The sequence below is a fragment of the Streptomyces sp. NPDC005863 genome (genome assembly GCF_042871345.1).
Classification (GTDB): Bacteria; Actinomycetota; Actinomycetes; order Streptomycetales; family Streptomycetaceae; genus Streptomyces.
In genome coordinates this window covers 26,222-52,591 of the sequence record NZ_JBIAII010000019.1, presented here as the reverse complement: position 1 = coordinate 52,591, position 26,370 = coordinate 26,222, and the positions used below count along the sequence as shown (strand labels likewise).

Below are 26,370 nucleotides of genomic sequence, written 5' to 3'. Positions count from 1 at the left end.
GGCGGATCCAGGAGGAAATGGGGGTGTCGGTCAGCGGGCCCGGCGCTGCTTGGGCACATGCGGTCCGGGGGTGGATGAGGCAGGAGGCGTCGGGGTGCTGCGCTGTGCGAGGGCGGTGGTGCGGTGCTCCAGCGCGAAGGCGACGCTCTCGGCGCTCACTCGACCGGTGGTGGTGCGGCCGTGGGTGGCTGCCAGGTGCGGGACGCGGTGCGGTTCGCGGACCAGGGGTGTCTCGTCGGCCAGCGCCCCGAAGAGCGCGGCGACCAAGTGGGGCGGGGCGTCACCGTCCAGGTAGGCGCGCCACAGGGTGGGCAGATGATGGACGGACGTCTCGACGACCCAGCCGGCGGCGCGGTGTTCATGGAGGAGGCGGTCGACGCGGGCCAGGCCGTCGGGGGAGGTCATGCCCTCAGGTGAGGTGCGACCGTCGTGGTGGCGGGGAGCGTGCCAGCCTGCAGCGCGCAGCGTCTCGTAGGGATCGTCGGGCGCGACCCTCGGCGTAGCGGGGTCGGTGAGGGTGTCGGTGACCGCGGCGATGATCTCGACCGGTGTGGGGGCGTCGAAGGTGACCGACCAGGCCCGCTGGTCGCCGTGGTGTGCGTGACGCAGGGTCCACCACGGTTCGGCCGGGTCCGGATCGGGGATGATACGCAGCTGGGCGAGCTGGTCCGGGCTGGTCAGGATGACCCGGGGCACGAGCGGGTCCCGGGCGGTGCTCCAGCGGCAGGCGCGGTGGAGCGGGACGGTGACCCAGGCCGGGTCGCCCGGGCCGGCGAGATAGCGGGGCGCGACCAGCGCGATGTCGATGTCGTACGGCACGCCGGTCACCTCCGGGCAACGGGCGACGGCGCCGGCACGGGAGCCGCTGGGCGTGCGTATGTGTTGGCCGAGGTCAGGGCCGGTGAGCGTGGCGGAAGGTCCTGGACGGCGGCCTGGATCTCCAGGAGAACCCTGCCGTGGCTGGCCCAGTCATCGAGGTAGGACCAGGCTTCCTCGTTGCGCTCGGCGAGCGCGTCGTCGTACGCGAAACTGCCCGGCCGGGCACTCGGGGGCAAGGCGTCTCGGGTTTCGAGCCATTCGCGCTGCAGCGCGCCGAGCTGCCCCAGGGCGTGATCGAGGACGCTCAGCTGCCAGGGCCAGCGGGACTGGATGTGCGCGGGGTTGAGCTGCTGTATCTGTACCTCGGCGGTAGCCAGCAGGTCCTTGGCGAAGGACCGGACGCGGTTGAAGGACCGCCAGGTGTCCGCGTCGCGCTTGACGGCATGACGGCTGTGCTCGGCGTCGTCGAGGGGCCAGCCGTCGAGGTCACTGTGCTCCTCGCGCCAGGCATCGAAGTCGGCGAGAATCCGCTCGCTCTCGCGCAGGAAGGCGGCGAGCTGGTTCAAATGTTCGCGGTGGATCACATCGGGGGCGTGGGCAGTTGGGGACAAGAGCGCTCTCAAACGAAGGATCGAACAAGGGGGGGGCGGTGAGCCGGGCGGGAGTACCGCCGCCCGGCGCGTTCAACGGGCCCGGCCGGAGGCGAGCGCGGCCGACGCGGCGCGAGACGCCGGTGAGCCCGTGGTGAGTGCGGCCGTGCGGCGCGCCTTGCGACCGGCGGCACGCATCGCCTTGAGCCGCACCCTGTGTTCTTCGGCGAGCTGCTCGCCCTGCGGGCCGCGCTGCTCCTGGGTGACCAGGTGGGAGTGCGGCACGTCGTACATCGCGCGCTGCACGGCCTCGGTGTCGGCCAGGGCAGTGGTGAATCCGGCGATCAGGTGGGGCAGCGTCTGCTCGTCGAGGTAGGCGTGCCAGATGCGGTTCAAGCCACCCCCGCCATTGGGCACGGCAGCCTGGGCCCGCCAGCGGAAGGTCTCACCCGGTTCGACCGCCCACCGCTCCAGGCTGAGGATGCCGTCGGGATGGCGGGCCATCTCATTGCCGTGCTCGTCACGCTCGTAGGACCAGCCCGCCGCGGTCAGCGGCGACCAGATCGGCGGCGTCTGCTCGGGAGCAGGCTCGAGCAGCGCGTCGGTGAGGTGGGCGAGGATCTCCACGGGGGTGTGCGCGCCGAACTCGGTGTACCAGCGCCGACCGTCTGCTTCCTGGCCGCGGATGCGCCACCATGCCCCGGAGGGCTCGGGGTCAGGTTCCAGCACCACGGTGTGCCGGTAGTCGGGGCTGGCCAGCAGGACGTGGGGGAAGTCGGGGTCGGAGCGGTTCGCCCAGCCAGCGGCTCGTAGCGCCTGGGTGATGTGCCGCGGGTCGCCGCGTCCGGCCAGGTGACGGGGCTGGGTCTCGAACCAGATGGTGCCGTGCGGGGAGTTGGCGCGGGTGGGCAGGTAGTGGTCGGGCGTCACTCCGGGGCGCCGGTGTGCCTGCGGAGCCGCTGTACGTCCCAGTGCAGAACATGCCAGTCCGTGACCTCCTGGGCGGCTTCGCGAAAGGCGTCCATGACCAGGCGGGTCTCGTCGGGCACAGGGAACGCGGCCTGCTGGCCGATGAGGTGCTCGGTGCAGCGCAGGGCATCGCCGAGCAGGATCGGGACGCCGTCGTCCGCGTCGAGCAGCGGCGCGAGCAGCGGCAGTACGTCGTCGAGCGGGGGATGCGTCCGTAGGTAGGCGGCGAGGTCGGCGAGGGTGCTCGTGGCCTGACGGACCTGGTCGGAGGTGGGGGCATCGGGTGCGTGGTGGGGCAAGGCGTGAGCTTTCGGTACGAGGCGAGGGGGCAGCGGGTCAGCGGCGGGCACGGGAGCCTGCCTGGGCGTACGGGCCGGCGGTGGGCGTCTGGCGTCGGGGCCGGGTGGAGGCCCAGGAGTTGCGGGCCCAGGTGGCGGCGCGGGCGGCTCGGACACGGGCCTGCTGCCAGGCGGACAGCTCCTCGGGCCGCACGGACACCGAGGTGGTGCGGATACGGGTGGAGGGCGGTACGTGCCCGCGCGGGCGCATGACCTGCTGCGGGTCGGCCAGCGCAGTGCTGAACGCCTGGACGAGGTGCACCGGCGTGGAAGCGGTGAAGGAGGCGTCCCAGATCCGGCCGTGCTCATTGCGGGCCCCGGCCCACCACAGCGCCTCGCCGGGCTTGGACTGGTGGAACTGCATCCAGGCGCCGCCATCGGGACTCATCGCGGTGAAGTGCTGACCCTGCTCGGTCGTCCAGCGCTGCTCCTGCAGCGGCGCCCACACGTTGGGGGCGTGCGCGGAGCGGGGGCGGGTGAGCGCGTCGGTGAATCCGGCGACGATCTCGACGGGCACCTGGCGGGTGAAGGTCGCGTGCCAGGCTTCCTGGCCGGGGGCGACCTTGCCGGAGATCGTCCAGCCGCCGGGCTGAGTGAAGGGGTCGTATCCGATGCGCACGGACTTGTCCGGGCTGTCGAAGACCAGTGGCCCGCCGGTCTTGGACTTGTCGTTCCAGCCGGAGGCGCGCAGGAACTCGCTGACGAAGCGGATGTCGCCGCCGCCGGCGAGGTAGCGGGGCTCGGTCAGGTAGTGCTGTTCGGCTTGTTGGGCGCCGGGGGCCCAGCCGGCCCACTGCTGCTGTTTCACCGGCTCCTCCTGACGACCATGGCGGAGGCGACGGGCTTGGGCGGCAGAGTGCTTGCCGTAGTGGGCGGTGTCCCGAGCTGCTTGATGGCGTGGGCGTGCTCGTCAAGATCCATTCCGACGCTGTGCAGTTCGTGGGAGGCCCGGCCCATGGCCAGCCAGACCTCGGGCGGGAGCATCCCGCGGTGGGCCTGGTTCTGGGCGAACCGGGAGCCGGTGCCGACCAGATCGGTGATCCGGGTCAGGACGCCCCCCTCGGTGTCGAGGACTTTGGCGAGGATTTCGGCCGCTTGGCGCGGGGTGGCTTGGTCGAGGTGGTCGTCCAGGGTCTTGATGAGGCTGGCGATGTCCTCGGCGAGGCTTACGGGATAGGACGACAGGTCGGTCATGGGCCTCCTGGGGCGAAGGAACGGGGCGGTCAACTGCGTCGGCCGAGGCGGCGGGCTTCGCTGAGGACGGCCTCTGGCCGGGCGACGGCCAGAGGGATGGACCGTTCGCAGCTGCCGACAGCGACGGCGCGCAGGTAGTGGCGGAACAGGGCACCGGCCAGGCGCGGGCTTCGGCTGGGGGTGATGGGCGGGGGCGTGCGGTCGGGCACGGGGATGTGCTGCATCTCTTGGGTGGCGGGGGCCGGCCTCCGTGGCGGGAGCTGGCCGGGGACGGTTATAGGGAGCGGCGGGAGCGGTGGCTGCCTGCGTCAGGTGGTTTCACCGGTGGCGACGGTCGTGCGGCGGCACGGGCGGCCTGGTGGGCGGTGCCGCCGAAGACGGTGTCGATGGCGAGGCGGTTCTTTCGCGGGGATCCCCGCAGGGCAGTCGACTTGGACGAGGTGGTTGCCGGTCCGGTGGTCAGCGCGGGTGCACTGGTGCGCACCCTTGCGCTGCTGCTCGACGGGCATGGTGTGCGGATGGCGCTGATAGGGGGCGCGGGGTCCGGCGGCGGAGATGAAGCTGCCGACGGTCTGCAGGCTTCCCTTGGCACGTTCGTCACCGCCGACCGCGAGGACCAACTAGGTCTTCGGATCCCGCGGGATGGACATGTAGTCGAGGACGACGCGCGGCGGCTCGTCGTCCGTGGACCTGTTCACCGAGTCCGCGCCGCAGGGGCCGCTGGGGTCGGGGCCGCGACCGGGGCGGTGTCCAGGGCGGACTTGGCCTGCGGGAGTCGCACGCTGATGCCGATGCCGAGCTGGACGAGCTGCGCTGCCCGCTGGATGGCCTGGGCCTGGGCTGCGGTGTCCTCACCGGGCAGCACGAAGGTGTCGTGGTCCTTGTCGTAGACGCAGCCGTTATCGGTGAGGATCTGGGCGGCATCGACCCGGTCGGGCTTGGTGACGTGGAAGTCCCGGCCGCTCAACGTGATCACCACGAGTTCCGGGGGCAGCGCCGGGACGAGGCGGGCGGCATGGTCGCGGACTTGGGCGAGGGCCTTGTCGTAGCGGGGGAGGAGGGTGGTCGTGATGTCCGCGGCGGCCTGGGCCGGGTCGTCGGGGACGGTGATGCCGTCGGGCTCCCGTACGGTTCGGAAAGCTTCCGCAGGGATGTCGGCCGGGGCGATGGCGCCGACGAGGAACTCCTCGCCGCTGCGGGGGCGCGCGATGACGTACAGGCGGGTGCCGTCGTCGCGGGTGAGGACTGCGTCCTGGTCCAGGACGTGCTCAGCGATGGCGTGGGCGACCAGGTTCATGTCCCAGACGTGTTCGGCGCGGGCGAACTGGTCGGGGTACTGCACAAGGATCTGGTGCTCGCTGGTCCAGTTGCCGGGGAGTTCGTCGGCGAGGGCGATGGCGAAGGACGCGAGATCAGGGGTGGGATCGTGCATGGATTCCTCGGGGATGGGGGTCAGCGCCGCCGCCCAGCGGGGGCCGGGGCAGGGGGCGGCGGGCTGGATGCGGTGGTGGGCCGGGGCGGGGGCAGGCAGCCGCAGACGGCGGAGGCTTCGCGCTCGTGCGGGCCGACTTCAGCGCTGCACACGCTGCGCTGCGGGTGAGGCTCGTGCCGGTCGGCGAGGTCGGCGCGTACGGCGGCCAGGTCGGCACGGATGACGTCCAGGCTGCCTTCGGAGAGGTGGCGCGGCCGGGAGGTGGTGGCGATGTCGGCTGGTCCGCCAAGTCCCAGGTGGAACTCGATCGGTGCCGTGAGGATCTCGTCCAGGGCGGCCAGGACGCCGTCGTGGTCGGCGGTGAGTTCAGTCAGCGCGTCTGCGACTTCCTCGGTGCTGGTCGCCTGGCGGATGCGTTCGGCCTGGTGGGCGACGGAGGCGCCGAGGGGGAGGTAGTGGGCCTCGCGCAGTTCGGTCTCGAACGCCTCGTCGCAGGCGACGTGGTACCGGACCGCGCGCAGCCGCGCCACGGCCCGGGTGGCGAGACGTTCCTCCTCGGTCTCGTCGAGGCCGGTGGGCAGCCGGTGATCGTGCTCGTGCACGCGGACGACGGGGACGAAGCCGGTCCGCTGAAGGATGCTGTGCGCTTCCGGGTCACCGCCGCGGGCGAGGACTTCGCCCGAGTGCACGTCGCGTTGCAGGGTCAGGTAACGGTCGGCAAGGGCCAAGGGCGGGGATCTCTCCGGGTGTTCAGCGGGAACGGCGCGCGGGCGCCGGGTGAGGTGCGGCAGGCGCGCGGGTGGTCAGTGCGGCGCGCTGATTGGCTCCGGGCAGATCCGCGGCGGTGACCTTCAGGTCCTGTTGGATGCCGTACAGGCGCCGGGCGATCCACTCCAGCCGGTGCCCCGCTTCGGGCCCGTAGGAGTGGGGAAGCTCCTCCAGCTGGTGGGCGGCCTGCTCGACCAGGCCGCGCACCGAGGCGATCGGCCCGGTGTTCTCGTCGGCGAGCTGGCACATCAGCGTGGCGAGCTGCGCGGCCGCCGCGGGAGGTGCCTGGCCCGCCACCGGCCTTGGCAGCGCCGGGCGTTGGGGCGGTAGGCGCGCGGTCAGCGGTCGCCCGCCTTGGGGCTGGGCGGGCACAAGGCTCAGGTCGGCCTCGATGCGGCGGCACTCCTCCATGAGTGCCCGGACGAGGGGGTAGGGCTGCCGGGCCCAGACGCCGTCGCCGCGAATGAGGTTGGCGATCGCATCGAGTCGGCCAGGCCGGGCCTGCAGCGCCACCCAGCGGCACGCCTGCTCATCCCCGGATGGTGCGAGACCGGCGATGCGGGACAAGCGCTGGGCGATCTCTGCCCACTCCGGCGTGCTCAGTTCTCGGTCGGCGGGGTGAAGCCGGACCGTCATATGGAAAATCTCGGGGTCGTTGGCGTTCGGCCCGGCAGCGTAGGGGTGGGGGCTCTGCGGCGCGAGGAGGTATTCCTCCCAGTCGGCGAACATCCACTCCTGCGAGCTGCCCTCGGCGACGCTGGAGTCCAGGGGCGCGCTGGCCACCACGAGATCACCCAGCACGTCCTGTTCGGCGATCGGATGGTCCAGGGCTGCAGTGAGCGGGATGGAGGGGGAGAACTCCGCCTCCTGGATGTACGGGATCACCGGCCGCCCCGGGTGTCTGCGATGTGCACGAGCTGGTTCAGGGCGGTGGTGGAGTACCAGCCGCAGTCGATCACGGTGTCCGCGTCGGCGAACTTCGGGATCAGGTAGTCCTCCAGGGCGCGCAGGTAGATGAGGCAGTCAGGGCAGCGCCGCGAGAGGTGGACGAGGTAGCGGGGGTGGGCGGTGACGAAGGTCTGCTGCCCGCCGTTAGGGTCGCGCAGTCGCCAACCATCCTCGTCGGTGGGCGTGTGCCAGGATGAAGTCACCACCGTCATGGCATCCCCCCACAGCTCCCCGCCGGCCACACCCTTGAGAACGACGACCCGGTCACCGGGCCGGAAGTGGCCATGGGGCATGTCCCTCTTGGGCGTGAGGATGTCATCGGGCACGTACGGCGGGCGGGCGGCCTGGGGCACAACGGGGTCCTTCCACGAACGGCACGGGCGGCGGTGGAAGGACAATGGTCCGGAGGATCCCCGGTTTCGCTAACCGGGCATCGTCGGGTATAAGGCATCCCCGCGTCCGCCCCGCCGGGCTAGCGGAAGGGGTTCTCCGTGCCGCGATCGGCCTCCGTGGCGGCGTCGAGAAGCTCGGGAAGATCAGTGCCTTCAGCGTCCCGCTGGTCGATCCACCACCCGGCACGGGTGATCGTGCGGATCTTCTCTTCGAGGGCGGCCCAGTCCGCCTCGTCCCAGGTTCCTTCGGTGACCAGCGAGGTATAGGAGGTGGTGACCAGCTGGTGCCGGGAGCGTTCGCCCCAGTCCAGAGCCTTCTCGGGGCCTTCGAGCGGAGGCATCTCGAACTGGGTGGCCCAGCCGGCGGCGGCCTGTTGTTCGGCGGCGCGCTTGGCGGCGAGCCACTCTTCCTTGCTGGCACTGTCGTTGTCGCGGGCGGCCTTCCAGCAGTCGGTGCAGTCCTTGGAGGCAAGCCAGCGGGCGAAGGAGGCACGCCGGTCGGCGGGCCGGTCGGACAGGTTATGCGTCACGGCGTGTCCACAGGTGTGGACAACTTCGAAGGATGTACGGACAGCCATGGGTGAATTTCCTTGTGAGTAGCGGGCGTTCACGCGAGGCGTGAACCGGTGTGCGGCGGTGCCGTCCCCGGCGCCGGGTGGTGGCGCCGGGCACGGCGAGGTGTCGGTGGGCAGCGAGCAGGACGGTGAGGGTGAGCGCGGCGCCGGCGGCGGGCAGGGCCGCACCGAGGTGAGGGTGGTCGGCGAACATTCCGGCCAGGGCGGTCCCGGCGGCCTGGCCGGTGCCGACGGAGGCGATCAGCCAGGCGTACGCCTCGGTGGTGGTGCCGGCCGGGGCGAGGGCATCCACGGTCAGGAACGCGGAGGTGATCACGGCGGTCAGCGCTAGGCCCGGCACTGCCGTCAGCACGACTGCGGAGGCGGGGCCGGCGACCGCCATCAGCGGCAGCCATCCGGCAACGAACAGGGCTGCTGCCGTGAGGAGTTGCCTGGTGAGGGTGCCGGGCCAGGTGCGGCGCCCGTAGAAGATGCCGCCGATGAGGCTGCCGGTGGACAGCGCGGCCGGGATGAGCCCGGACAACAGGTCCATCCCGAGATCCTCGGCAAGGGCCACGGCCCACACGTTCATCGCTCCCAGGGCAAAACCGACGCCGCTCACCGCCACGAACAACCAGCGCAGCCCCGCGTGCGCGAGGGGCCCGAGCGCCCCGGTGCGCTGGAGCGTGGGAGCCGGGCGCCAACGGCGCGACGGCTCGGCACTCAGCACCACGGCGGCGCCGAGCAGTCCGAGCGCGGCGCTCACCACCATCGCGGTGCGCGGCCCGGCCGTCGTGGACAGCGCCGCGACCAGCGGGGGGCCGGTGACGTAGATCAGCCCCTGGGCGCCGGTGTCGAGCGCGAGCGCGGTCCGGCGCCGCGCCTCGTCGGGCAGGACCAAGGGCCACAGGGCCCGCAGCCCTGCTTCCAGCGGCGGGGTGCTCAGTCCGGCGAGCGCGACGAGAGTGGCGGCCAGGCCCGGCCGGGCGGCGACTTCGACCACGGCCAGGGCAAGCAGGCAGACCGTGGTGAGCAGCACTGCCGCGGCGGTGACCAGGCCCTGGCCGCGCCGGTCGACCATCCGGCCCAGGACCGGCTGCCCGATGGCGGAGGCCAGTCCGTACAGGGCGCACAACAGCCCGCCCGTCTTCAGTGGTCCGCCCTGGTCGGTGACGAGCAGGAGGATCGCGACGGGCGCCATGCCGCCTGGAAGGCGTCCGATCAGCGTGCCGAACAGCAGGCGGGCGACGTGGCGTTGCGCGAGCAGCGGGCCGGAGCCGGTGGTGGAGGTCAACGCGTGCTTTCTGCGGGTGAGACACCCCGGTGCGGGGGGGGGGTAGCGGCCGCGGGCAGTGCCGGGGGCGCGGGGTGCGGCCGGAACGGCAGACGGTGTGGGCGGCGGCGCCCGTGGTGCGGGGGCGACGTGGAATACGGGGCGGGGCGTGCGGTGCGGTGGCAGTACGCCGGCACCGAGGCCCTCCATGGCGGACTCGATTTCCTCTCTCAGCGCGCCCAGCTGCCTTGCGAGGACGGACAGGCGGGCAGCGGAGCGCTGACCCTGCTTCGTCTCCAGCGCGTCAGCGAACGTCGCAGCCCGGTCAAGGAGTTCGGCCAGGCGGGGCAGAGGCCCGCGGGAGAACCCCGAGTCGTCCACGGCATCGAGCAGCGCCATGTAGACGTCCCCGGTGTGCCGTGCCTCCTCGATCTGCCGGACCAGCTTCGCGACCGGGGCCTCCGCCGCGGGCGCCTGGGGTGCGAAGGGCGCGAAGTCCGGGCGCAGGACCCCGGCGGGGACCGGGGGTGGGGACGCTTCGACAGCCTCCTGCACCGTGTCGTAGTGGCCGAGCACGCGGACCTGGTCGCTGCCGAGTTCGCCCGCCAGCACCACCACCGTCTGGTCGTCGGGCTCGACGAGGTCGGCCAGGGTGATGAGTTCGTTGTCGGCGCTGTACCAGACGTCGTCGACGTCCAAGGCGCCCCGCCGCCACGCTGCCAGTGCGAGGTCCGTCCAGAGCCACTGTTCTTCGGAGGCCAGTGGCGGAGCGGTGGGGCGGTGCTGCTCGGCAAGGCCGCTGATGATGAAGGAACGTTCGGCCCAGGCCAGAACGTAGGGCCACAGCTGGAGGTGACGGGCGCGGGTGGCATCGGGCTCGGGCTGGTTGTCGGGCGCGGTCTGGATGCGGACGATGTGGTCCGCGGCGTGGGCCATGTCGTCGATCAGCTCCCGCCACGCGGCATGATGTCGGGCCGGCGGCATGGCCGCCACGGCACTCCGTGCGGCGGCCAGCAGGGTATTCGCGTGCGGCGCTACATGGCGCTCAAACAGCGCGGCGCCGTCTCGACGTCGGCTCTGCGTAATGACTGCTGCGGCCTGTGGGGCATCTGCGGCGGTTGCTTGGGACCAGGCGGGCTCGTAGCGCCGGTGCATCAGGGCGAACTCTTGCTGAAATACACGTAGTTCGTCGAGGGCGGCACTGAGGTCTTCGAAGGGGATGTCGGTGATGAGGTGCTCCGGTACAGGGGCGTGGTGGCTGCGTGTGGGGTTCAGCGGCGCGGGCCGGGGACGTTGAAGACCACGGTCCCTGGTGGCGGTGGGGCTGTGGCCAGCCTCTTGGGCCTCGCGGGTGGGGTGACGGGCGCAGGCGTGGCGGCGCGGGCCATCTCGATCAGCTCCTCGCCGTCGATGAGCCATACCGCCCCCGCATCGGCGAGGGCCTCGGGATCGGGGGCATCCAGTGCGTCGAGGTTCAGACCGTCCTGCATGCGATCGAGGAAGGCGGTCTGTTCGACCGAGAGCGGCGGGTTGTCGCGCAGGGTGGCGATGAACGCGGTGGCGTGGGTGCGGAAGCGGTACAGCGCCGCTGCAGGTCCACGGCGTCATACGCCCCCGGCTCGTGGTCTTCCCGCGCCCAGCGCAGGTCCCGCTCCGCTTCGTCCAGTCGTGAGAGATGGACGGCTCGTTTGTAGTCGGGCAGCAGGCGAGTCTCGGTGAACCGGGCGGCGAGCCGGGCATCGGACGCGATGATGCTGCGCGGAGCCGGGGCCGTCACCTCGACGTAATCAGGGCTCGGTATCAGAGCACCAACCATGTACGCACCGTCCGAGGGGCGCTCGACCAGCAGCAGCTCGGTGCCGCCGCCATCACGGAGAATAGCCGTGAAGCCCAGTCGAGTTTTGTCCAGGAGGTCGTAGATCTCGCCTGTTTCCCACAAGAAGTCCCGCAGATAGTGCGGGTCTTGTTCCTGAGACAGGGGCTCAACGTCTGCCCTCCAGTGGCCAGGCAGTGCCGCCACGATCGCCTCGGCGATGTCCCCCAGATAGGGGCGGGGGTGGGTGGCGATGGCCACCTGGCAGTCGCGGGCGGCTTGGTGGAGATGCGTGAGCGCCTGACGCGCTCGGGCCTGGTCATCCAGCGCCAGGGTGCGAGTCTGGTCGTGACTCTTGGCGAAGTCGGCCAGGTCCAGAGCGGTCTCGGCCCACCTGCGGCCCGTGCCGCTCGGCAGAGCGATGATCTTGTCGCGGGCGCTGAGGTACAGCGTGATCTTGGCGGATGGGGTCATGGTGCCTTGCGTTCACGAGGGGTCAGCGCTGGGGCCGCTGTGAGGAGTTGGGCGCGGGCATCGTCGGCGTTGCGGGCAATCTCGGCGGCCACCAGTTCACCGGCGCGCGGTGCCCGGCGGCGGGGAGCAGGTTCGGGTCGAGATCGACCCGGTAGCCCGCGGCGCTGAGCATCCGGGCCGCGTAGGTGGCCTTCTGGTTCTCGCGCTCCTGGCCGGTGTCGAAGTACAGCCGGATCCACACGCCGCCCAGGGTCGGGCGGAAGATGAACCCCGCGCGGTCCAGGATCTGGGCAGCGAACTCGTCGACCGGTCCTTCGACTTCGACCTCGCCGCCGCGTTTGCGGGCAATGCGGATGGGCTCGGTGCTCATACTCACCACCCCCGTGCCGGATCTGGCCCATGGGCGCGCCCGGCAACGGGCAACCCGTTACGTGCGTACGGGCGAGCGGGCTCGAGGGTGAGCGCGGGGTCGAGCGAGTAATCGGCCTGCACCCGGAATCCGTGGGCACGCAGGCCCGGGACGCTCTGGCGGGAGTGGTACTTGCCGTCCTGCGCCGGCTGGGTGAGGCGGTACACGCCCGCCAGTCCGGGGACGGGCGCGAACTGCTCGCGGGTAAGAGGCCATTCGGTCAGGGGCGGGGTGGCCGTGGCCGTGGGGGCGGCGACAAAGCCGTTCTCAGGATGAACGGTGAAATGGAATTGATCGGACAGAAGGCGGATCCTTTCTGCGGGGTCAGCGGTGTGCCGCCGAAGACCTGGGCGTGGCGAGGGGTGCCGGGCGGGCGGTGAGCAGGCGCGGGCTTGGAGCCGACAGCGCCACGGGTCCGCCGGGGACGGCGGCACGGGCCTGGCGCTCGAATGCTTCGCTGTCGGTGAGCCAGGTCTCGATCGCGGGCAGGGTGGCGAGCCCGAAGCGGCTGCGCGCCTGCTTCCACCCGTCGAAGGAGAAGAGGGTGGCGTGCAGTTCCTTGTCCTCGTTCCGTGTTCCCTGGCTGTCGGTGAGTGCCGCGCGTAGGCGGCCCAGCGCGGCGGCGTCGTGGGGCCAGGGGGTCGCGGCGGGGCGGCACCGGCTGAGCAGGACGGGGGCGTGCTCAAGGACGTCACGGAAGGAGAGCCAGGCGTAGTCGGCGAAGGTGCGCTCCATCTCGCGAATCATCCGGGCGTCGGCGAGCGGCACACCGTCGCTGTAGTGGCCGGACGCCTTGATGGTTTGCAGGGTCTCGTACTCGGCCCGGATACGCTCCAACGCGCGCAGCACCGTATCGAGTCGGCGGTGGTGCAGGGCCCGGCTGTAGGTGGGCAGGAACGTGGTGGTGACTGCGCGGGCGGCAAGGTCCGGTTCGCCGGGCAGCACGATGCTGCGCGGCGCGTTCGGCTCCTCCCAGTTGTCTTCGAACTCCTCGGTGGCGAAGGCGCCCAGGAGGTAACCGCTGCCGTGCCCGGGACGTTCGATCAGCGCCAGTTCCGTGCCCGCCCCGTTTGTGAGGACGACCGCGGCGGGAACGGGCTCGTGGAGCACAGCCTGGAGAAGGTCTCCGCTGTCCCACAGCGAGCCGCTGAGGTCCTTCTGCACCAGGGGGTTGTAGTGGAGCTCCAGCCGCGCGCTCCAGGTGCCGGGCAGCCGGGCGGCGAGGTCCTCGCCGAAGTCCCCGAGGAAGGGCCGGGGGCTGGTGGTGATGCTCGCGCCGTGCTCGTGGGCGCGGTGCACCAGGGCACTGGCCATCTGGCGGGTGGCCGCTCCATCGGTCAGTGGCACGGCGAAAGCGCCGCCCGGGATCCGCTGGAAGCCGGCTTCTTCCAAGGCATGGGTGGCCCGGAGGTGTTCCTCGCCGTACGGGACGGCGACCAGCCCGTGGGCGCGGCTGGTGCTGAGGATGATCTGCGTGGGAGGTGCGGGCGACATGTGTTCCTGATGGTCAGCGCGCAGTCCGCGACATGGGGACCGCGGGGGAAGGACGATGAGCGGGCGGAGGTGTCACCGGGGCCGCTGAGCTCTGCTGCCTGCCTCGGGGTGCAGCTGTGCCGCGGCGGCGAGCAGCAGGGTCCGGGCCGTGCTGCACTTCTCGGCCGCGATAATCCGCAGAACCTTGGTGTCGCCGCGAAGGTGTGAGGTCTCCGCCCCGGGGATGGCATGGCGGTAGAGGCCGGTGGACACACAGGCCAGGGCGATGTCGTCGGTGAGCACCGTCGGGTCCACCTCCGCAGGAGCAGTGGGAAGTTGCGCTGCGACGTCGTCGAGCCGGCGGGCGAGGTAGTCCAAGGTGGCCTGGGTGACGCCGGAGGTCATCGGGACACCAGCTCCTGCCCACCCGTTCGTATGCGCCGCAGCGCGGCGCGCAGTGCCCGCCCGTGCTGGAAGGCGAACTCGCGCGAAGGGCCCCGAAGATCCCGGTAGGCGCCGGCACCACCAGCACTCATCTGGTGATCATGCTGCCGATAGAAATAGACGACGTGCGAAAGTAGTTCACCCGCGGCGAGATTGGTCACGCCGTTGACCATCAAAAAGTCTTCCCCGACGGAGAGCCCACCGTGTCCGCCCGCCGCGACGACGAGGTCGGTCCGAGCCAGCAGCATGGTCTGGCCGAGCGGGATCTCAGCCTCCGGGCTGGCCCAGTACCCGGTCACGTCACCGGGCTGGTGCACGCCGGGGGGTGTCGGGCAGCGCCAGATCGTGGTGGAGCCGTCCGGGTGCAGGTCGGCGCTCCAGCCCGCCACCCAGCCCAACCCGGTCTCAGTGATTCGCCGGTGCCGGATGGCGAGGCTGTCGTCTGGCACCAGGTCGTCGTCGTCCATGTAGCACACCAAAGGGGTGCGAACCATGCGCAGGCCCAGGTTGCGGGCGGCGGCAGCGCCGACCGGGTGCGGCAGTTCGACCACGCGGATGCGGGCATCAGCGGCGAGCCGTTCGGGCAGCAGTGCGCGGCCGGCCCCATCGAGGACGAGGATGGCCTCCCACGGAACGGTCTGCCGCATCAGGCTGGCGTGCAGTTCGGCGAGGTACCCCAGGCGTTCGGGCAGCAGCCGGGTGGCGATGACGACCGTGATGTCGGGACGGGAGTGCGGGGACAGGAAGTTCTCCAGAGACGAAATATGTGAGGTTAGCGGTGGGTGACGGGCCGTGCGGCCGGGGAGTGGGCGCCGGGGCGGCGGACGCCGGTGTGGTGCGAGGCGGCCGCGTGGCGGGCACCGGTTGTCCGGGGAACCGCAGGTAGGGGCGGTCGCAGAACCGCGTGCGCGGGTCGGTGTTCCAGCCGAAGATCGGTCCGCGGTCGGCCGCGTACAGGCTGATGACCTCGATGTCGGCGGGATGCAGGACGTAACCCCAGGACAGGGAACTGGAGTTGGGTGCTCGGCGATGATCCCGCGCCCGGGCGGGGCGCCGTCCGAGGGATGATGTTGTCCATCTCGCGGCCCGGCCATCTCTCCCCGCCGGTCAGTTGCTTGAGCAGCGACTTGGGGACGCCGTCTAGGAGGTCGGTGCCCAACTCGGCCCAGGCGATGGTCACCCGGACGATGAGGTGGGCCCTCATGGCCTCGATGTCGCGGGCGATGCAGGACCCTGCGGACAAGTGGCCTTGCAGGAGTGCTAGTTACCCGCCGAGGGCCGGTCCGGTGGGAGGGGTGTGCGGCGGAGCCGGGGGGAGAGGGAGGGGACGCGGTGCTGGCCGGGGCGCCGGCCAGTACCTTCGGTGCGGGCGCGGGGGCGTAGGCGCGCACAGAATGGCCAAGTCAGCTCGCTGCGCGAGGGCCAGCGCGTCGAGGCTCCGGCTGGCCGCTGCCATCAGCATCTTGGGCGGGGACTGTAGCTCCGCTCCGCGGTTCCGGCCGCGCCATCGGGCCGCAGCCAGAAGGTAGTCGCTGACCGCCTGGAGCACGGGTTCGGCAACGTCCAGGAGGTGCTGGGTGACGGCGCTGACCTGCGCTGGTGTCTCGGCGGCGGCGAGTGCTTCGTGATACGGGGCGAGGTCCGGGCTTGACAGGGGCGTGTCCCGCAGCGGGTGCTGGGTCAGGAAGGGCTCGGCGTCTCATTTCATCCAGCGCAGCAGGTCGCGGTCGGTGCCGATGCCGGAGCGGGCGACGATGATCTGGTCCGCGTCGCGGCCGACGTTGTCGTACAGCTCGAAGTCGGGATCGGCAGGGGATGTTCCAGGTGCGGTGCGGGCGGTAGGCGTGCTACACGCGAGGCAGGGGCGCGGAGTTCACGGGCGGCCCCGAAGCGTCGGTGCGGGCGCAGGTGTAGGCCAGCAGCGTGGAGGGTGCCGCCTTCGCAGGGACGGTGGCGGCGTCGTTGCAGACGAACGTGTACTGGATCGAGCGGCGGGGGATGTCGTGCAGCCAGGCCCGGTCGTCCTTGCCGGGATTGATCTGCAGCCCGGAGCGGGCCACCGCGTCGGTCTGGGTGTGAGTGTGGGAGAAGAAGACCAGCGCGCCACCGTCGCTGGTCTTGAGCGCGTACGCCTCGCGGTAGCGGTTGGTGCCGCCGGCGAACTTGCTGGTGCCCTGGCTGCCGTACTGCTTGCCGGTCTCGTCGTGGACCTTGATCTGCTGCTTGCTCGCCTTGCTCGCCGCGAAGACCTTCTTCCCGGAGTTCTGGCCGCCGGTGGCGAAGTTGTCCAGGACGCCGCTGCGCAGCAGGTCGGCTCCCGCCGCGACGTCCTTGTTGCCGTTGGCCGCGACGGCGCTGGCATATCCGTCGGCGTCCAGGGCGACCTTGGGTAGATCCTTGCCGTACAGATCGGCGACGGAGACCATCTCCCACCGCTTGTGTTGCGGCTCTTCGGCGAAGACAGCGAGCCGGTTGGGGGCCTTGCCCTTGGTGCCGGAGAGCGCGGCGGCGAACCAGCGCGGCTGGCCGGGGGCGATCCGCGGGATGTACAGCTTGGAGTTTGGCGTGTCGTACGCCCACGGCTTGTACGGTTTGCGCTCGGACTTGGTCAGGCCCTCGGTCTCCTTGTACTCGGAGACCGACATGGCATACAGCGGGCCGTCCTCGATGGTGTCGAGCAGGTCGCGGTCGCGATCGGCGTTGGCCTTGTTGTTGACCGTCGCGTAGCGGTCGATCGCGGCAAGTGCCTGCTGCTTGGTGAGTGCGGGCGGCAGCTCGCGCTTCTTGTCGGCACTCACGGACGGAGCGGTGTTCTTGGCCCCGGGACTGTCGCCGTTGTTGCAGGCGGTAGCGGCTAGGGCCACGCAGGCGGTGGCTATGACCAGGGGGAGGCGGGGGAGAGCGCGGCGGATGAGGTGCTCCTGAAAGAAGGGGGGTGGGTGATCCGCCTCTAGAGTCCGGGCAATTCCCGGTTTCGCTAACCGGGGATTGCCCGCTATGTTGCCGCCTTTTCCGTGCGGAGACGCCGGGCGCGAAGCCGCCCTGAGCTAGGCCATCGTGCCCGGCGTCTGCCCAGTTCAGCGGAGGGTTCTGGATACGGTGGGTGGTAGGGGCTGCGCGGTCGGCGGGCGGTTCCGTTCAGCGGACGGTGGATCTGGCGCACGTCGGGTGCCGGCCGCCGAGGCGATGAGCCGGTCGGCGTCCCGGTGCAGGTTGCTGGCTGCGGTGCTTAGGTGCGCATGGGCGCTGGCGAGCCGGTTGTCGAGGGCCGCGCGGGCGGTGCCGATGGCCTTGGCTCGTTCGGGGGTCTGCGGGGTGGCGCTGATCTGCTGGAGGTGGCCGATCTGGGCGACGGCTTCGCCCAGCTTGGCCAGGGCCCAGCCGAGGGGATCAGCTGCACGTGTCATCAGGGCGATCTTGTGGCGGGCGAGAGCATCGGCCGCGCCGGGGTGTCGATTCACCGCGCGGCTGTGGCAGGCGGCCTTACTCGCGAGTGAAGTGAAAAGGCCCGCTATGACGCGGACTTGGTCCTCGATCTCCTCGCTGATGCTGGCGAGCGAGTGCGTGGACTCCGGGGCCGGGAGATCGTCGGCGGCATGGTGGATGCGCTCGGCCAGCGAGTGCAGGTGTGCTGCCTGCTCCAGGCCGGCGAGCGGATCGGGAGGCTTTGGTGTGTTCACCGAGTACGACCTGGGGCGGGATGTGCCGACGCCGGGCGCCCGATGCTCGTGCCCGGCACCGTTGCTCTCCTGGCCGGGCACGTGGGGGAACTGGGGGTCAGGGCACGCATTCTGTCGACGGCAACGTGCAGGTCCTCACCGAGCCCACGCAGGGTGGCTGCGGCGTCCTCCAGGTCGTAGTGGAGGTCGAACCCGTCGTCGTGATCGGATTCTTTGGCCTTCTCGGCCGCCGCCTCGAAGAACTCGGCGAGCCGCTCCAGCAGGCCGTCGGTCGGTTCGAGAACCTGGTCGGCGAGGGCGGCGGCCTGCTCGTAGGACGAGGTGCCGTTGAGCTGGTCGGTGAGCGCGAGGACCTGGCGGCCGTAGACGTAGCGACCGTGGGGATCGGTGGGTGTGACAACCCCCGGAGGGGCAGGAACCGTGGGCATGGTGGAAGGGGCGGTCAGGTGGGATCTCCTGAGAGAAGGGGCTGGGCAGTAATGCCCGGCGATGGGCTAACGGTGGTGGGCGGCGGGTGCCGAACCCGGTAGCACGGCGTGGGTGTTCCCCGCAAGTCGCGTGACGGGCTGTGACGGAGGTCGACGCCGATGCCGTGGACGGCGAGCTGCTGGGCCGCCGGCTGGATGCGCAGGGCCTGACCGGCCCTGCCGTACGCGGCGGGCAGGAGGAAGGCGCCTTGGTGCGGGTAGTACTGGAAGCCGTGGACATAGAGCGTGGTGTGGGCATCGGCGGGGACGGTCGCGTACGGCGTGTCGAAAGCGCCGTCGGCGTACCGGGTCAGAATGAGGACCTGGTCGGCCTCGGGCGGCGCGGGCCGCAGCGGGGGCTCGGGCTGCACCTGCGCGTTGTGGCGCACGGCGGCCAGGGCGCTTTGGTAGCGGGGTAGGACGCGGCGGCTGACCGCGACGGCCGCACGGACCGGGTCGTTGCCGACCTTGATGCCGTTGGGCTCGTCCACGCGGCGAAGTGGTGGGGCTTGAAGCCCTCGCCTGGGGCGAGGGGGACCACGAGGACTGGCCGCGATGAAGGGGACGGTCGATGACGCACAGCTGCGGACTGCCGGGGCCGGACAGCGGGGCGTCGTGGCCAGGACGAATCCGCCGACGACCCAGTGGACGTGGCCGTGGTCCCAGACCTCCTCGTCGAGAGGGAACTGGTGGCTGTACGCGCCGTGTTGGTGGCACGTGCTGTACCAGTCACCGGGCAGGCGGGTGGCGAGCGCATCGGCGAAGGAGGCGAGGTCCAGCGCGGGAGGCGCGCATGGGCTCCTTGAAGGTGGGCGGCAGGGCTACCGGCTGCGCGTCGCGCGGGCGGGCGTCGCGCTAGCTGCCTCTGGGCGGATCGGGGCAATGGCTGGACGGCGCGCTGGGGATGGGGCGGCGTGGCCGGCCGCCGCAACCTGCCGGTAGGCACGGATCAGGGTCTTTAGGTGCTCGACGGCATCCGCGCGGCGCGCGGCCAAAATGTCGATCTGCGTGGCGCTGTTCTGCAGGACGCCGAGCGAATTGATCGGCGTCTTCCCAGTGGCGGCGCGCGTCAGGTTGGAGGCTGCGTACCGGGCGGCGTCGGCGAATTCCCCGTGCAGGTGGTCCAGGTGGCGCGCGGCCATGAACACGACCTGGGCGAGAACGTCCGCGGGGCTGTCGGGGGTGTGGAGCCGTTCGAGCTGCCGCGGCGAGGCGCCGAGCGCCTCGCTGGCCATCTGGGAGCCGACGGCGGAAGAGGGCGGAGCGCTGGGAGGGGGTTCCATCAGGGGGTGGGGTCCAGGGAGTTGGGAGGGATGGTGGACGCGCCTGTCTCGGCCGCTTCGGTATGCCCTAACGGTGGCGTGCGCTCGGCCGGGGCGGCGGGGGCGCTGGGCTCTGCTGTCGGGCCTGAGCGGGGAAGAAGCGGTGGAAGTCGAGGTGGGCGTCGAGTTCCTTGGCCGCGTCGCGCAGAGATTCCGACGCGCGCCGCAGGTAGGCGCGCGCCGTGGCGTGATCGATGACCATGCGATTGTCCCGGTACTGCCGGTCAGGCGGACCGGAGGAGCGGGGCAGGGAAAGCGCGTTCTCTGCGGTCTCGGCAAAGTTGGGTACTGCCTGGCTCGACATGGTGGCTGCCGTCGCGAGGTGAGCGAGGACCCTGCTGCCGACGCGGTTCGTGCTGTGGAGGCTCCGGGCGAATTCGACAGTCATCTGGACGACATCGTAAGAAAGGGCCTGCGCGCCGGCGGCATGCTGGAGCAGTTCGGCGTAGGACGGCGCGGCCGGTACACGGCCGGAGTCGTCCAGCAGCTGATATCTCTCGGCGGCGGCGACGAGTCTGGCCTCCAGGTCGTTGAGGGCACCGATCATCCGGAGGGTGTCGTCGCGAGGTATCAGTTCGCGCTGTATGCGTTCGTGCCGGGCATCGAAATTCATGCGCTTCCCGGAAATCTAATGCATTCGGGCATCTGTGTCGAACAGCAACAATTCGTGCGGATGGAGCAGATGTTGGACGATGAAAGATCGTCCGGCGACCTTCCACAGGCCGCGACCGCGGTTGAGGTGGGCGATGGCGTCGCTCTCCACGGATGTGAGGCCCAAGAGTGCTGCGGCGGCATGGAGTTGGTCTGTCTCCTGGCGGTAGATGATGCGGGTGGAGCAGTCGGCGAGCAGGCCCTCGGCGAGCGCCCGTCCGCGGGATCCGGCGTCGCCGGCGGTGAGCAGGTCGGACAGCCGGTGGATGACCATGAGGTTGGAGATGCCCAGGCCGCGGCTGAGCTTCCACTGGGACTGCATGCGTTGGAGCAGGCCGGGGTGGCGCATCAGGCGCCACGCTTCGTCGTAGACGATCCAGCGTCGGCCGCCGCCGGGGTCGGAGAGCGCGGATTCCATCCAGGCTGAGGCGCAGGTCATGGCGAGGACGAGGGCGGTGTCGTCACCGGAGCCGCCCAGGCGGGACAGGTCGATGGTGAGCATCGGGCTGCTGGGGTCGAACGCCACGGTGGAGGGGGCGTCGAACATTCCGGCGAGGTCGCCGTGCACGAGGCGGCGCATGGCGTGGGCGAGGTCGCGGGAGGCGTCGCCGAGGCGGCCGGACATCAGGCCACCGGCCTGGTCGAGGTCGTCGGGGCTGTTGAGCATGGTGGCGATGTCGCCGAGCAGCGGGGTGCGGCCGGTGGCGGTGGCTCGGGTGACCACGGCGTCCAGGGCGACATCGAGTCCGGTGTGCTCCATCGGCAGCAGGTCCCGCCCGAGGACGGTGCGGGCCAGGGAGCCGAGCAGCAGCAAGCGTCGTTTGCGGATCTCGCTGGCCCAGTCCGTTTCGGAGACCGACGGCGGGCGCGGGGCCGCGTCCAGAGGGTTGAGCTTGCCGGGCAGGCCGGGGCCTAGCGCGATGGAGGTTCCGCCGAGGGCTGCGGCCACCGGGGTCCATTCGCCTTTGGGGTCACACGGCACGTACACGCGGTACCCGAAGGCCACCGACCGCAGGGCGAAGGACTTCGCCAGGGCGCTCTTGCCCTGGCCGATCACGCCGGCCAACAGGACGTTGGGGTTCGTGAATCCTTCGATCTTGCCGTACAGGGCGAACGGATCGAAGCAGAAGCTCGCTTCGGCGTGGACGTCTCGGCCGATGTAGATGCCTTCGGCGCCGAGTCCGCCTTCGGCGAGGAAGGGATAGGCGCCCGCGACGGTCGCGGTGGTCATGCGGTGCGCGGGCAGTTTCAGCTTGCCGCCGCGGGCGGAGGCGGGGCCGGGACGACCGCCGGGCGAAAAGAGGGGGAGGGGCATCTCCTGCTCGGCCGGTTCGGTGCCGGCTGGGTACAGGGCGGCTTCGGCGCGGGCCTTGGCGGCGGCTTCGGCGAGCTGGCGGCGGGCCGCCTTGCGGCTGGCGCGGTCGGTGCCGTGCGGGGTGAAAAGGGGGGAGGCCGAGGCGCGGCGGGCGCGCCGGGCGGGCCGGTGGCTCATGACGGAGTGGCTTTCAGGTGACGGCGGTCGGGGCGGCGGGCGACACGTCGTAGGCGGTGGCACCGACGGACTCGGTGCTGGTCTTGCAGCGGTAGCTGGCCGCGGCCGCCGGGGCGGCGGTGGCGAGCGCGGTGGTGCCCGCGAGGGCGGAGAGTATGACGGCCGTGGAGGAGGCGCGCTTGAGCGTGCGCAAGGCAAGGGCCTTTCGGTGAAGGGCAGTTATTGGGCGCATGCGGTGGTGTGGCCGTGTAGGGGGCGGTTGAGGTCGGTGGGGGTGGTGGTGCGCCGTATGTGGTGGCCGGCGGCGAGGTGGCGCTGGCAGATGGTCAGTACCGGTGGGCCTTCGGGGAGCCGCTCGGGATGGCACTCCTCCTCGTCCGCAGAGGCCGCGTGATGGGTGGGAAGGAGGTGGAACGCATCGTGGACGGCGGCGCCGGCCTGCCACAGCCGGGTTCCGGCTGTGGCTAGATGCCGTCCTGCCGCCGGGTGTGGCGGCCGGGTGGCCGTCTGGAGCTGGTCGAGGAGGTGGTGCAGGGCGACCAGGTGCGCGTGCAGCACGTTCAGGTGCGTGCGGTCCGCGGGTACCGGAGCGGAGGTCGTTTCGGTGGCGAGGGCGCGGGTGTGATGGCGGACTCCGGCGCTGGCGGCCCGCAGGTAGGGGTGCGCGTCACCGACGGGGGTGGCTGAGGTCAAAGGGGAGGATCCTTCCTGCCGATGCGGCAGGGGGCGGGCCCCATGAGGCGGGGCCGGGTGGACTACAGGGCCGTGCGGGCCAGAGGCAGCGCGCTGAGGGTGAAGGCGTCGGGCTGCTGGTAGAAGAGGCGCCGCAGGTCGACTTGGGCGGTGACGGCGGCGGTCTCGATCTGCGCGCATGCGGCATCGAGCAGGGCGTCGGTCTCGGCGGAGACGGTGAGCAGGCCGGTCAGCGCGACATCCGCGTGGCCAGCGATCAGCTGGCGTTCGCGGGTTTTGACGTCGGCGTACTCGATGCTGTCGGCCTCGGAGTCGACCTGGCCGCGCCGCGAGCGCTCGGCGGCATCCGAGATGATCGCGGCCTTCTTGCGCTGGACGTCGCGCATCGCGGACTCGAGCCCCTGGGGCACGTATATAAGGGACAGGCTTCGCCGCACGCCGGCGGTGAACATCAACCCGTGGAGGAATCCGGCGCCGGTCTCCGTCCGAGGCCAGTCCTCGACCCAGTAGGTCGCATGCCGCGCGGAGTCGGTGGCCACGCGGTCGTACTCCTCGACCTGGACGACGGGCCCGGCGGCGGCCGGATCGGCCTCGGCCCGTCCGCTCTGGGACCACTGCTGCAGGCCGGAGAGCGCCTTGGGGTCGTAGGCGGTGCGGATGACGGCGGCGATTTCGCGGGCGGTCAGCCAGCCGGTCACCATCAGCCCGGCGCTGCGGGCGGCCTGGGCGATGGCGCTGGTGGTCTGTTCCATCACCGTGAACGCACCGGGGAAGCCGCCGCCGGCCTGGGAGATGAGGCGCTTGGCGGCCTTGAGGTCCAGGGAGATGGCCAGGTACGCCTCGTGCGGGGCGGCGGCCGGGCCCGCGGAGGCGACTAGTTCGGAGTACACCTGCCCGGCGACCGGGGTCTCGGGGCGGCCCTGCTGGGCCCAGTGGCGGGTGAGGGTGTCGCCGCTGTCGGGCACGGTGCGCTCCAGGACCTGCACGGAGGCGACGTGCCCGGTCCGTGCGATGCCCGCCAGCGCGCGTCCCCAGCCGGAAACATTGTGGTTCTGCGTGGCGGGGTCGAGCAGAGCGAAAGCACGGGAGGAGACCCGGGCGACGGCGGTCAGCGTCTGGTGGTGAGGGTCGTGGACCGCGGCGGCGCCGTTGGCCGAGTCCGAGGGCGTGACGACGCGCAGGGAGGCGGCGGTGCCGGGCAGGTGGAGGGTGCCGTCGTGGCGGGGTCGGGTGACGGGCCGTGCTAGCCACAGGGTCTGGCCGCTGCGTCGGCGTCGGGCGAAGCGGACGACGATCGGCGCCCAGTCGATCAGGGACCGGCCGTTGCGGCGGATGGCGACCAGAGCGGCGACCGCGGCCCACAGGGGGGCGAGCACGATCGCGCCGAGCAGTCCGGTGCTGACGACCGTGACCAGCAACAGCGCCAACGCCGAGGAGACCAGGACGAGTTGGGCGAGAGTGAGGCCGAGCAGGATGCCGCGCTTCGACCTGTGGGGGAATTTGACCGTCAGGGGGGTGATGGAGAGTTCAGACAAGGGCCGTTCCGGTGGTGCGCGGGCGGGGCCGGAGCGGCACGCAGCGCGAGGTTGCGTGGCACGTGCCGCTCCGGCGTGAACGGGGCGGGGTCAGATGCCGGTGGGCGGTGGCGGCGGAGGAGGCGCTCCGGCGTCGTTGGCACCCGGCGAGGAAGCGGAGTTCGGGGCCGGGGGCGCGCCCTGCGGCGGAGGCGTGGTCGAGCCCGCCGGGTTCGACATGAACCCGCCGCCGGACGGGGCGCCCGAGCCTGAGCCGGGTCCGCCCTGGCCGGGACCGCCGCCGAACTGGCCGCCGGTGTCATCGCTGGGGTGCGTGGGCGGAGGCTGGACGGCCTTCTCCAGCCCCTCGTTCATGCCCTGGCCGCCGGAGGAATTACCGGAGCCGCTGGATTTCTGGCCGCTGCCGGTGGGGTTGGCGGCGATGTCGCCGGGGAAGCCGCCGGGGACCGAGTCAGGTCCCTGCGGGGCGGCGCCCGCTGCGGCTGCCGCGCCGCCGGTTCCGGCTGTAGCCGCCATGGCGGCGGCCTTGCGGCCGGCGCGTTCGGTGTGCTGCTTGGCGAGCTGGGCGCCGGCGCCACCGGCCCGGTGAATCGATTCGCCGTCCGTGCCTTCTGCGGCCCAGTGAACGAACTTGAAGGTCGCGTACGGGCACAGCAGCACCAAGACCATGATCACGATGCCGGACATGACGTCGGCGAGGGCACCGAGGCCGTCCTTGGCCTCCGTCTTGCCCATCGCGGCGATCCCGAGCACGAAGATCACGGTCATCAGCAATTTGCTGACGACGAGGGTGGCGGTGGCTTCGATCCAGCCGCGCCGCCAGCGGCGGGCGGCTTCCCAGCCGCCGCCGGCTCCGGCGAACACGGCCAGGGTGACCATGACCAGGATGCCGACCTTGCGGACCATCATCACGCACCAGTACAGAACCGCTCCGATGGCAGCTCCGATGGCGGCGAAGACGGCGACGAGCCAACCCATCCCGGCCAGGCCGGGAATCTGGTTCACCTTGACCATGCGCCGCACTGCGGATTCGATCGACAGGTGTGCTGCCTTGAACAGGCCGTCGGACAACGCGTCGACCACTTCGATCGCGACGGTGGTCAGCGCGATGGCGCTGAAAGCGAAGAGCACTCCGGAAGCGGTGCCGGTGAACGCCTGGGTCAATGCTTGACCGTCGCGTTTCATTGCGGCCCGTATGAGTTGGGCGCAGAAGGTGGCGACCAGGATGATCAAACCGATGGGCAAGATCATCTCGTAGTTGTCGCGGAACCAGCCCGCATTCAGGTCGACCTTGGTCGTCTTGTTCACGGCCTTGGCGGCCAGATCGGCCGAGGCGGCGGCGAGTTCACCGGCCGACTTGGCCATCCAGTCGCCGATGACCTTGCCCGGGTCACTGGCGAAGTCGACCGCGCCTTTAGCGGCGCCGCCGATGGAGCAGAGCTTGTCGGCCAGGGGATAGTCACAGAAACCCACAGGGAGTTGGGCTCCTTTCTGCTCTTAGGCGTGGGTCACTGCGTGACGTTGGGGGCGATGGCGGACAGCGCGCAGTCGTGGCTGGGCCGGCACTGAACAGCCAGGGTCACGGCGCGTTCCTCAGCTCCGCCGCCTCCCTTCCTCCAGGCCAGCGTCTGTTTGCCGTTGACGGTGACGACGTAGATATATGCCTTGGTGATCGCGGAGGGGTCCTCGGCCAGGGCTGTCTTGAAGGCGGAGGGGAAGTGGCCTTCGGTGGCCGTGGCGGTGGCGTGCTGGTCGTTGTCGGCCATGCGCGACCACAGAGTCGGATCCGGCACCTGAGCGGCTACGGAGTTCCAGTCGGCGTACTTGGTCTCCTTCGACATCCACGCGCTCATGCCGGCGAGCTGCTGGTCACGGCTGGTGTCGCGGGTGTCGTAGGACCACAGCATTCGGGCCGCGGCCTTGGCGTAGGCGACCGGATCGGCGATCTGCGGTGGCCGGGGAACGGACCCCGCCTCCTTTCCGCCCGGCTTCGGGGCGGCTTGAGAAGGAGCGGAGCTGCCCGCGGTGGACGGCGGGCCGGACTCGCTGTGGTGGCCGTCCTTGCCGCGTCCGGTGAAGAACGCGACGGTAGCGGCGAGAGCGAGCAGGGCGGCGACGGCCACCGTGAGGGTGGCGATGCGACGGTTGGACGAGGCCGACCAGCCGGTGCCGTAGGAGGACAGAGAGAAGGAGGGGAATCGTTTCATCAGTGGACCTGCGACCCCAGAGCGCTGAAGAACGCCACGATGCCGTTGGCGGCGCCGAGGCCGAGGGCTGCGCCGGCGGCCACGGTTGCGCCCTTCTTGCCGTTGGCTTCGGCCTGGTGGCCGCCGGTGTGATGGCCCCAGGCCCACACGGCGAGGGAGACGGCCAGGGCCCCGACGACAGCGACGATGCCGAAGAGGTTGATCGAGTTGACGACGTTCTTCAGGACGGCGAGGCCGGGCAGGCCGCCGCCCTTGGGGGAGACACCTGGGTCGTAGGCGAGCTGGATGGCACGGTCAGCGAGAGGTATGGGCATGCGTGTGGCGGACTCCTTGCATGCGCAGGCCGATGGCGGCCCGGCGAAAGGGGGAAGAGAGAAGAAGGGGGAGTGGCGTGATGACGCCGATAGGGGCCGGCCCGGCCAGCCAGGGGCGG

31 protein-coding genes are annotated in these 26,370 nt (G+C 71.1%); all 31 read right to left on the bottom strand.

Features of this window, described 5'->3' with window-relative positions:
• Positions 1-30: 30 nt before the first annotated feature.
• Entirely contained in the window at positions 31-819 is a 789-nt protein-coding gene (locus ACFYO9_RS38415; RefSeq protein WP_358778191.1) for a DUF317 domain-containing protein, read from the bottom strand.
• A 5-nt stretch (positions 820-824) separates the two neighbouring features.
• Complete coding sequence (locus tag ACFYO9_RS38410) at positions 825-1,430, bottom strand: hypothetical protein (protein ID WP_358778190.1); 606 nt, start codon at positions 1,428-1,430, stop codon at positions 825-827.
• A 72-nt stretch (positions 1,431-1,502) separates the two neighbouring features.
• Positions 1,503-2,339 carry a DUF317 domain-containing protein gene (locus tag ACFYO9_RS38405; protein WP_358778189.1) on the bottom strand — a complete coding sequence of 279 codons (837 nt, stop codon included), beginning with the start codon at positions 2,337-2,339 and terminating at the stop codon, positions 1,503-1,505.
• On the bottom strand, positions 2,336-2,677 hold the full coding sequence (locus ACFYO9_RS38400) for a hypothetical protein (protein ID WP_358778188.1): 342 nt from the start codon (positions 2,675-2,677) through the stop codon (positions 2,336-2,338). Before ACFYO9_RS38400 ends, ACFYO9_RS38405 begins: the two co-directional genes overlap by 4 nt.
• A gap of 37 nt (positions 2,678-2,714) precedes the next feature.
• A complete protein-coding gene (locus ACFYO9_RS38395; protein WP_358778187.1) occupies positions 2,715-3,524 on the bottom strand; it encodes a DUF317 domain-containing protein in 810 nt (269 codons plus the stop codon).
• Positions 3,521-3,910: a hypothetical protein gene (locus ACFYO9_RS38390; RefSeq protein WP_358778186.1), complete on the bottom strand. Its 390-nt coding sequence runs from the start codon at positions 3,908-3,910 to the stop codon at positions 3,521-3,523. Before ACFYO9_RS38390 ends, ACFYO9_RS38395 begins: the two co-directional genes overlap by 4 nt.
• Positions 3,911-4,604: 694 nt before the next feature.
• The gene (locus ACFYO9_RS38385; RefSeq protein WP_358778185.1) at positions 4,605-5,342 is read right to left on the bottom strand and encodes a hypothetical protein; all 738 of its coding nucleotides are present in this window, start codon (positions 5,340-5,342) and stop codon (positions 4,605-4,607) included.
• A gap of 20 nt (positions 5,343-5,362) precedes the next feature.
• Complete coding sequence (locus ACFYO9_RS38380) at positions 5,363-6,070, bottom strand: hypothetical protein (protein WP_358778184.1); 708 nt, start codon at positions 6,068-6,070, stop codon at positions 5,363-5,365.
• Between the two features lie 22 nt (positions 6,071-6,092).
• Positions 6,093-6,995 carry a hypothetical protein gene (locus ACFYO9_RS38375; protein WP_358778183.1) on the bottom strand — a complete coding sequence of 301 codons (903 nt, stop codon included), beginning with the start codon at positions 6,993-6,995 and terminating at the stop codon, positions 6,093-6,095.
• The gene (locus ACFYO9_RS38370; RefSeq protein WP_358778232.1) at positions 6,992-7,351 is read right to left on the bottom strand and encodes a hypothetical protein; all 360 of its coding nucleotides are present in this window, start codon (positions 7,349-7,351) and stop codon (positions 6,992-6,994) included. The genes ACFYO9_RS38375 and ACFYO9_RS38370 overlap by 4 nt, the downstream gene beginning before the upstream one ends.
• Before the next feature lie 179 nt (positions 7,352-7,530).
• Positions 7,531-7,980, bottom strand: coding sequence for a hypothetical protein (locus tag ACFYO9_RS38365; RefSeq protein WP_358778182.1), 450 nt, complete (start codon positions 7,978-7,980; stop codon positions 7,531-7,533).
• Positions 7,970-10,261: an MFS transporter gene (locus ACFYO9_RS38360; protein ID WP_358778181.1), complete on the bottom strand. Its 2,292-nt coding sequence runs from the start codon at positions 10,259-10,261 to the stop codon at positions 7,970-7,972. The genes ACFYO9_RS38365 and ACFYO9_RS38360 overlap by 11 nt, the downstream gene beginning before the upstream one ends.
• Positions 10,262-10,548: 287 nt before the next feature.
• The gene (locus tag ACFYO9_RS38355; RefSeq protein ID WP_358778180.1) at positions 10,549-10,767 is read right to left on the bottom strand and encodes a hypothetical protein; all 219 of its coding nucleotides are present in this window, start codon (positions 10,765-10,767) and stop codon (positions 10,549-10,551) included.
• Positions 10,752-11,564: a hypothetical protein gene (locus ACFYO9_RS38350; protein ID WP_358778179.1), complete on the bottom strand. Its 813-nt coding sequence runs from the start codon at positions 11,562-11,564 to the stop codon at positions 10,752-10,754. The genes ACFYO9_RS38355 and ACFYO9_RS38350 overlap by 16 nt, the downstream gene beginning before the upstream one ends.
• A gap of 22 nt (positions 11,565-11,586) precedes the next feature.
• Positions 11,587-11,934, bottom strand: coding sequence for a hypothetical protein (locus ACFYO9_RS38345; protein WP_358778178.1), 348 nt, complete (start codon positions 11,932-11,934; stop codon positions 11,587-11,589).
• A 363-nt stretch (positions 11,935-12,297) separates the two neighbouring features.
• Positions 12,298-13,467: a hypothetical protein gene (locus ACFYO9_RS38340; protein WP_358778177.1), complete on the bottom strand. Its 1,170-nt coding sequence runs from the start codon at positions 13,465-13,467 to the stop codon at positions 12,298-12,300.
• 72 nt (positions 13,468-13,539) lie between these two features.
• The gene (locus ACFYO9_RS38335; RefSeq protein ID WP_358778176.1) at positions 13,540-13,851 is read right to left on the bottom strand and encodes a hypothetical protein; all 312 of its coding nucleotides are present in this window, start codon (positions 13,849-13,851) and stop codon (positions 13,540-13,542) included.
• A complete protein-coding gene (locus ACFYO9_RS38330; RefSeq protein ID WP_358778231.1) occupies positions 13,848-14,570 on the bottom strand; it encodes a glycosyltransferase in 723 nt (240 codons plus the stop codon). Before ACFYO9_RS38330 ends, ACFYO9_RS38335 begins: the two co-directional genes overlap by 4 nt.
• A 1,167-nt stretch (positions 14,571-15,737) precedes the next feature.
• Complete coding sequence (locus ACFYO9_RS38325; RefSeq protein ID WP_388667326.1) at positions 15,738-16,754, bottom strand: hypothetical protein; 1,017 nt, start codon at positions 16,752-16,754, stop codon at positions 15,738-15,740.
• A 213-nt stretch (positions 16,755-16,967) separates the two neighbouring features.
• Positions 16,968-17,570 carry a hypothetical protein gene (locus ACFYO9_RS38320; RefSeq protein WP_358778174.1) on the bottom strand — a complete coding sequence of 201 codons (603 nt, stop codon included), beginning with the start codon at positions 17,568-17,570 and terminating at the stop codon, positions 16,968-16,970.
• On the bottom strand, positions 17,567-17,998 hold the full coding sequence (locus ACFYO9_RS38315; protein ID WP_358778173.1) for a hypothetical protein: 432 nt from the start codon (positions 17,996-17,998) through the stop codon (positions 17,567-17,569). Before ACFYO9_RS38315 ends, ACFYO9_RS38320 begins: the two co-directional genes overlap by 4 nt.
• A 14-nt stretch (positions 17,999-18,012) precedes the next feature.
• Positions 18,013-18,528, bottom strand: a complete 516-nt coding sequence (locus ACFYO9_RS38310) for a hypothetical protein (protein ID WP_358778172.1) — start codon at positions 18,526-18,528, stop codon at positions 18,013-18,015.
• Between the two features lie 330 nt (positions 18,529-18,858).
• Positions 18,859-19,272, bottom strand: coding sequence for a hypothetical protein (locus ACFYO9_RS38305; protein WP_358778171.1), 414 nt, complete (start codon positions 19,270-19,272; stop codon positions 18,859-18,861).
• A gap of 115 nt (positions 19,273-19,387) precedes the next feature.
• Positions 19,388-19,972 (bottom strand): hypothetical protein, encoded by a 585-nt coding sequence (locus ACFYO9_RS38300; protein ID WP_358778170.1) that lies wholly within the window; start codon positions 19,970-19,972, stop codon positions 19,388-19,390.
• Between the two features lie 15 nt (positions 19,973-19,987).
• On the bottom strand, positions 19,988-21,502 hold the full coding sequence (locus ACFYO9_RS38295; protein WP_358778169.1) for an ATP-binding protein: 1,515 nt from the start codon (positions 21,500-21,502) through the stop codon (positions 19,988-19,990).
• A 13-nt stretch (positions 21,503-21,515) separates the two neighbouring features.
• On the bottom strand, positions 21,516-21,695 hold the full coding sequence (locus ACFYO9_RS38290; RefSeq protein ID WP_358778168.1) for a hypothetical protein: 180 nt from the start codon (positions 21,693-21,695) through the stop codon (positions 21,516-21,518).
• 26 nt (positions 21,696-21,721) lie between these two features.
• Positions 21,722-22,195, bottom strand: coding sequence for a DUF6238 family protein (locus ACFYO9_RS38285; protein WP_358778167.1), 474 nt, complete (start codon positions 22,193-22,195; stop codon positions 21,722-21,724).
• Positions 22,196-22,257: 62 nt separating this feature from the next.
• The gene (locus tag ACFYO9_RS38280) at positions 22,258-23,730 is read right to left on the bottom strand and encodes an SCO6880 family protein (protein WP_358778166.1); all 1,473 of its coding nucleotides are present in this window, start codon (positions 23,728-23,730) and stop codon (positions 22,258-22,260) included.
• A gap of 90 nt (positions 23,731-23,820) precedes the next feature.
• Positions 23,821-25,203: an ATP-binding protein gene (locus tag ACFYO9_RS38275; RefSeq protein ID WP_358778165.1), complete on the bottom strand. Its 1,383-nt coding sequence runs from the start codon at positions 25,201-25,203 to the stop codon at positions 23,821-23,823.
• Positions 25,204-25,238: 35 nt separating this feature from the next.
• A complete protein-coding gene (locus ACFYO9_RS38270) occupies positions 25,239-25,940 on the bottom strand; it encodes a hypothetical protein (RefSeq protein WP_358778230.1) in 702 nt (233 codons plus the stop codon).
• A complete protein-coding gene (locus ACFYO9_RS38265; protein WP_358778164.1) occupies positions 25,937-26,251 on the bottom strand; it encodes a DUF6112 family protein in 315 nt (104 codons plus the stop codon). The genes ACFYO9_RS38270 and ACFYO9_RS38265 overlap by 4 nt, the downstream gene beginning before the upstream one ends.
• Positions 26,252-26,370 lie beyond the last annotated feature (119 nt).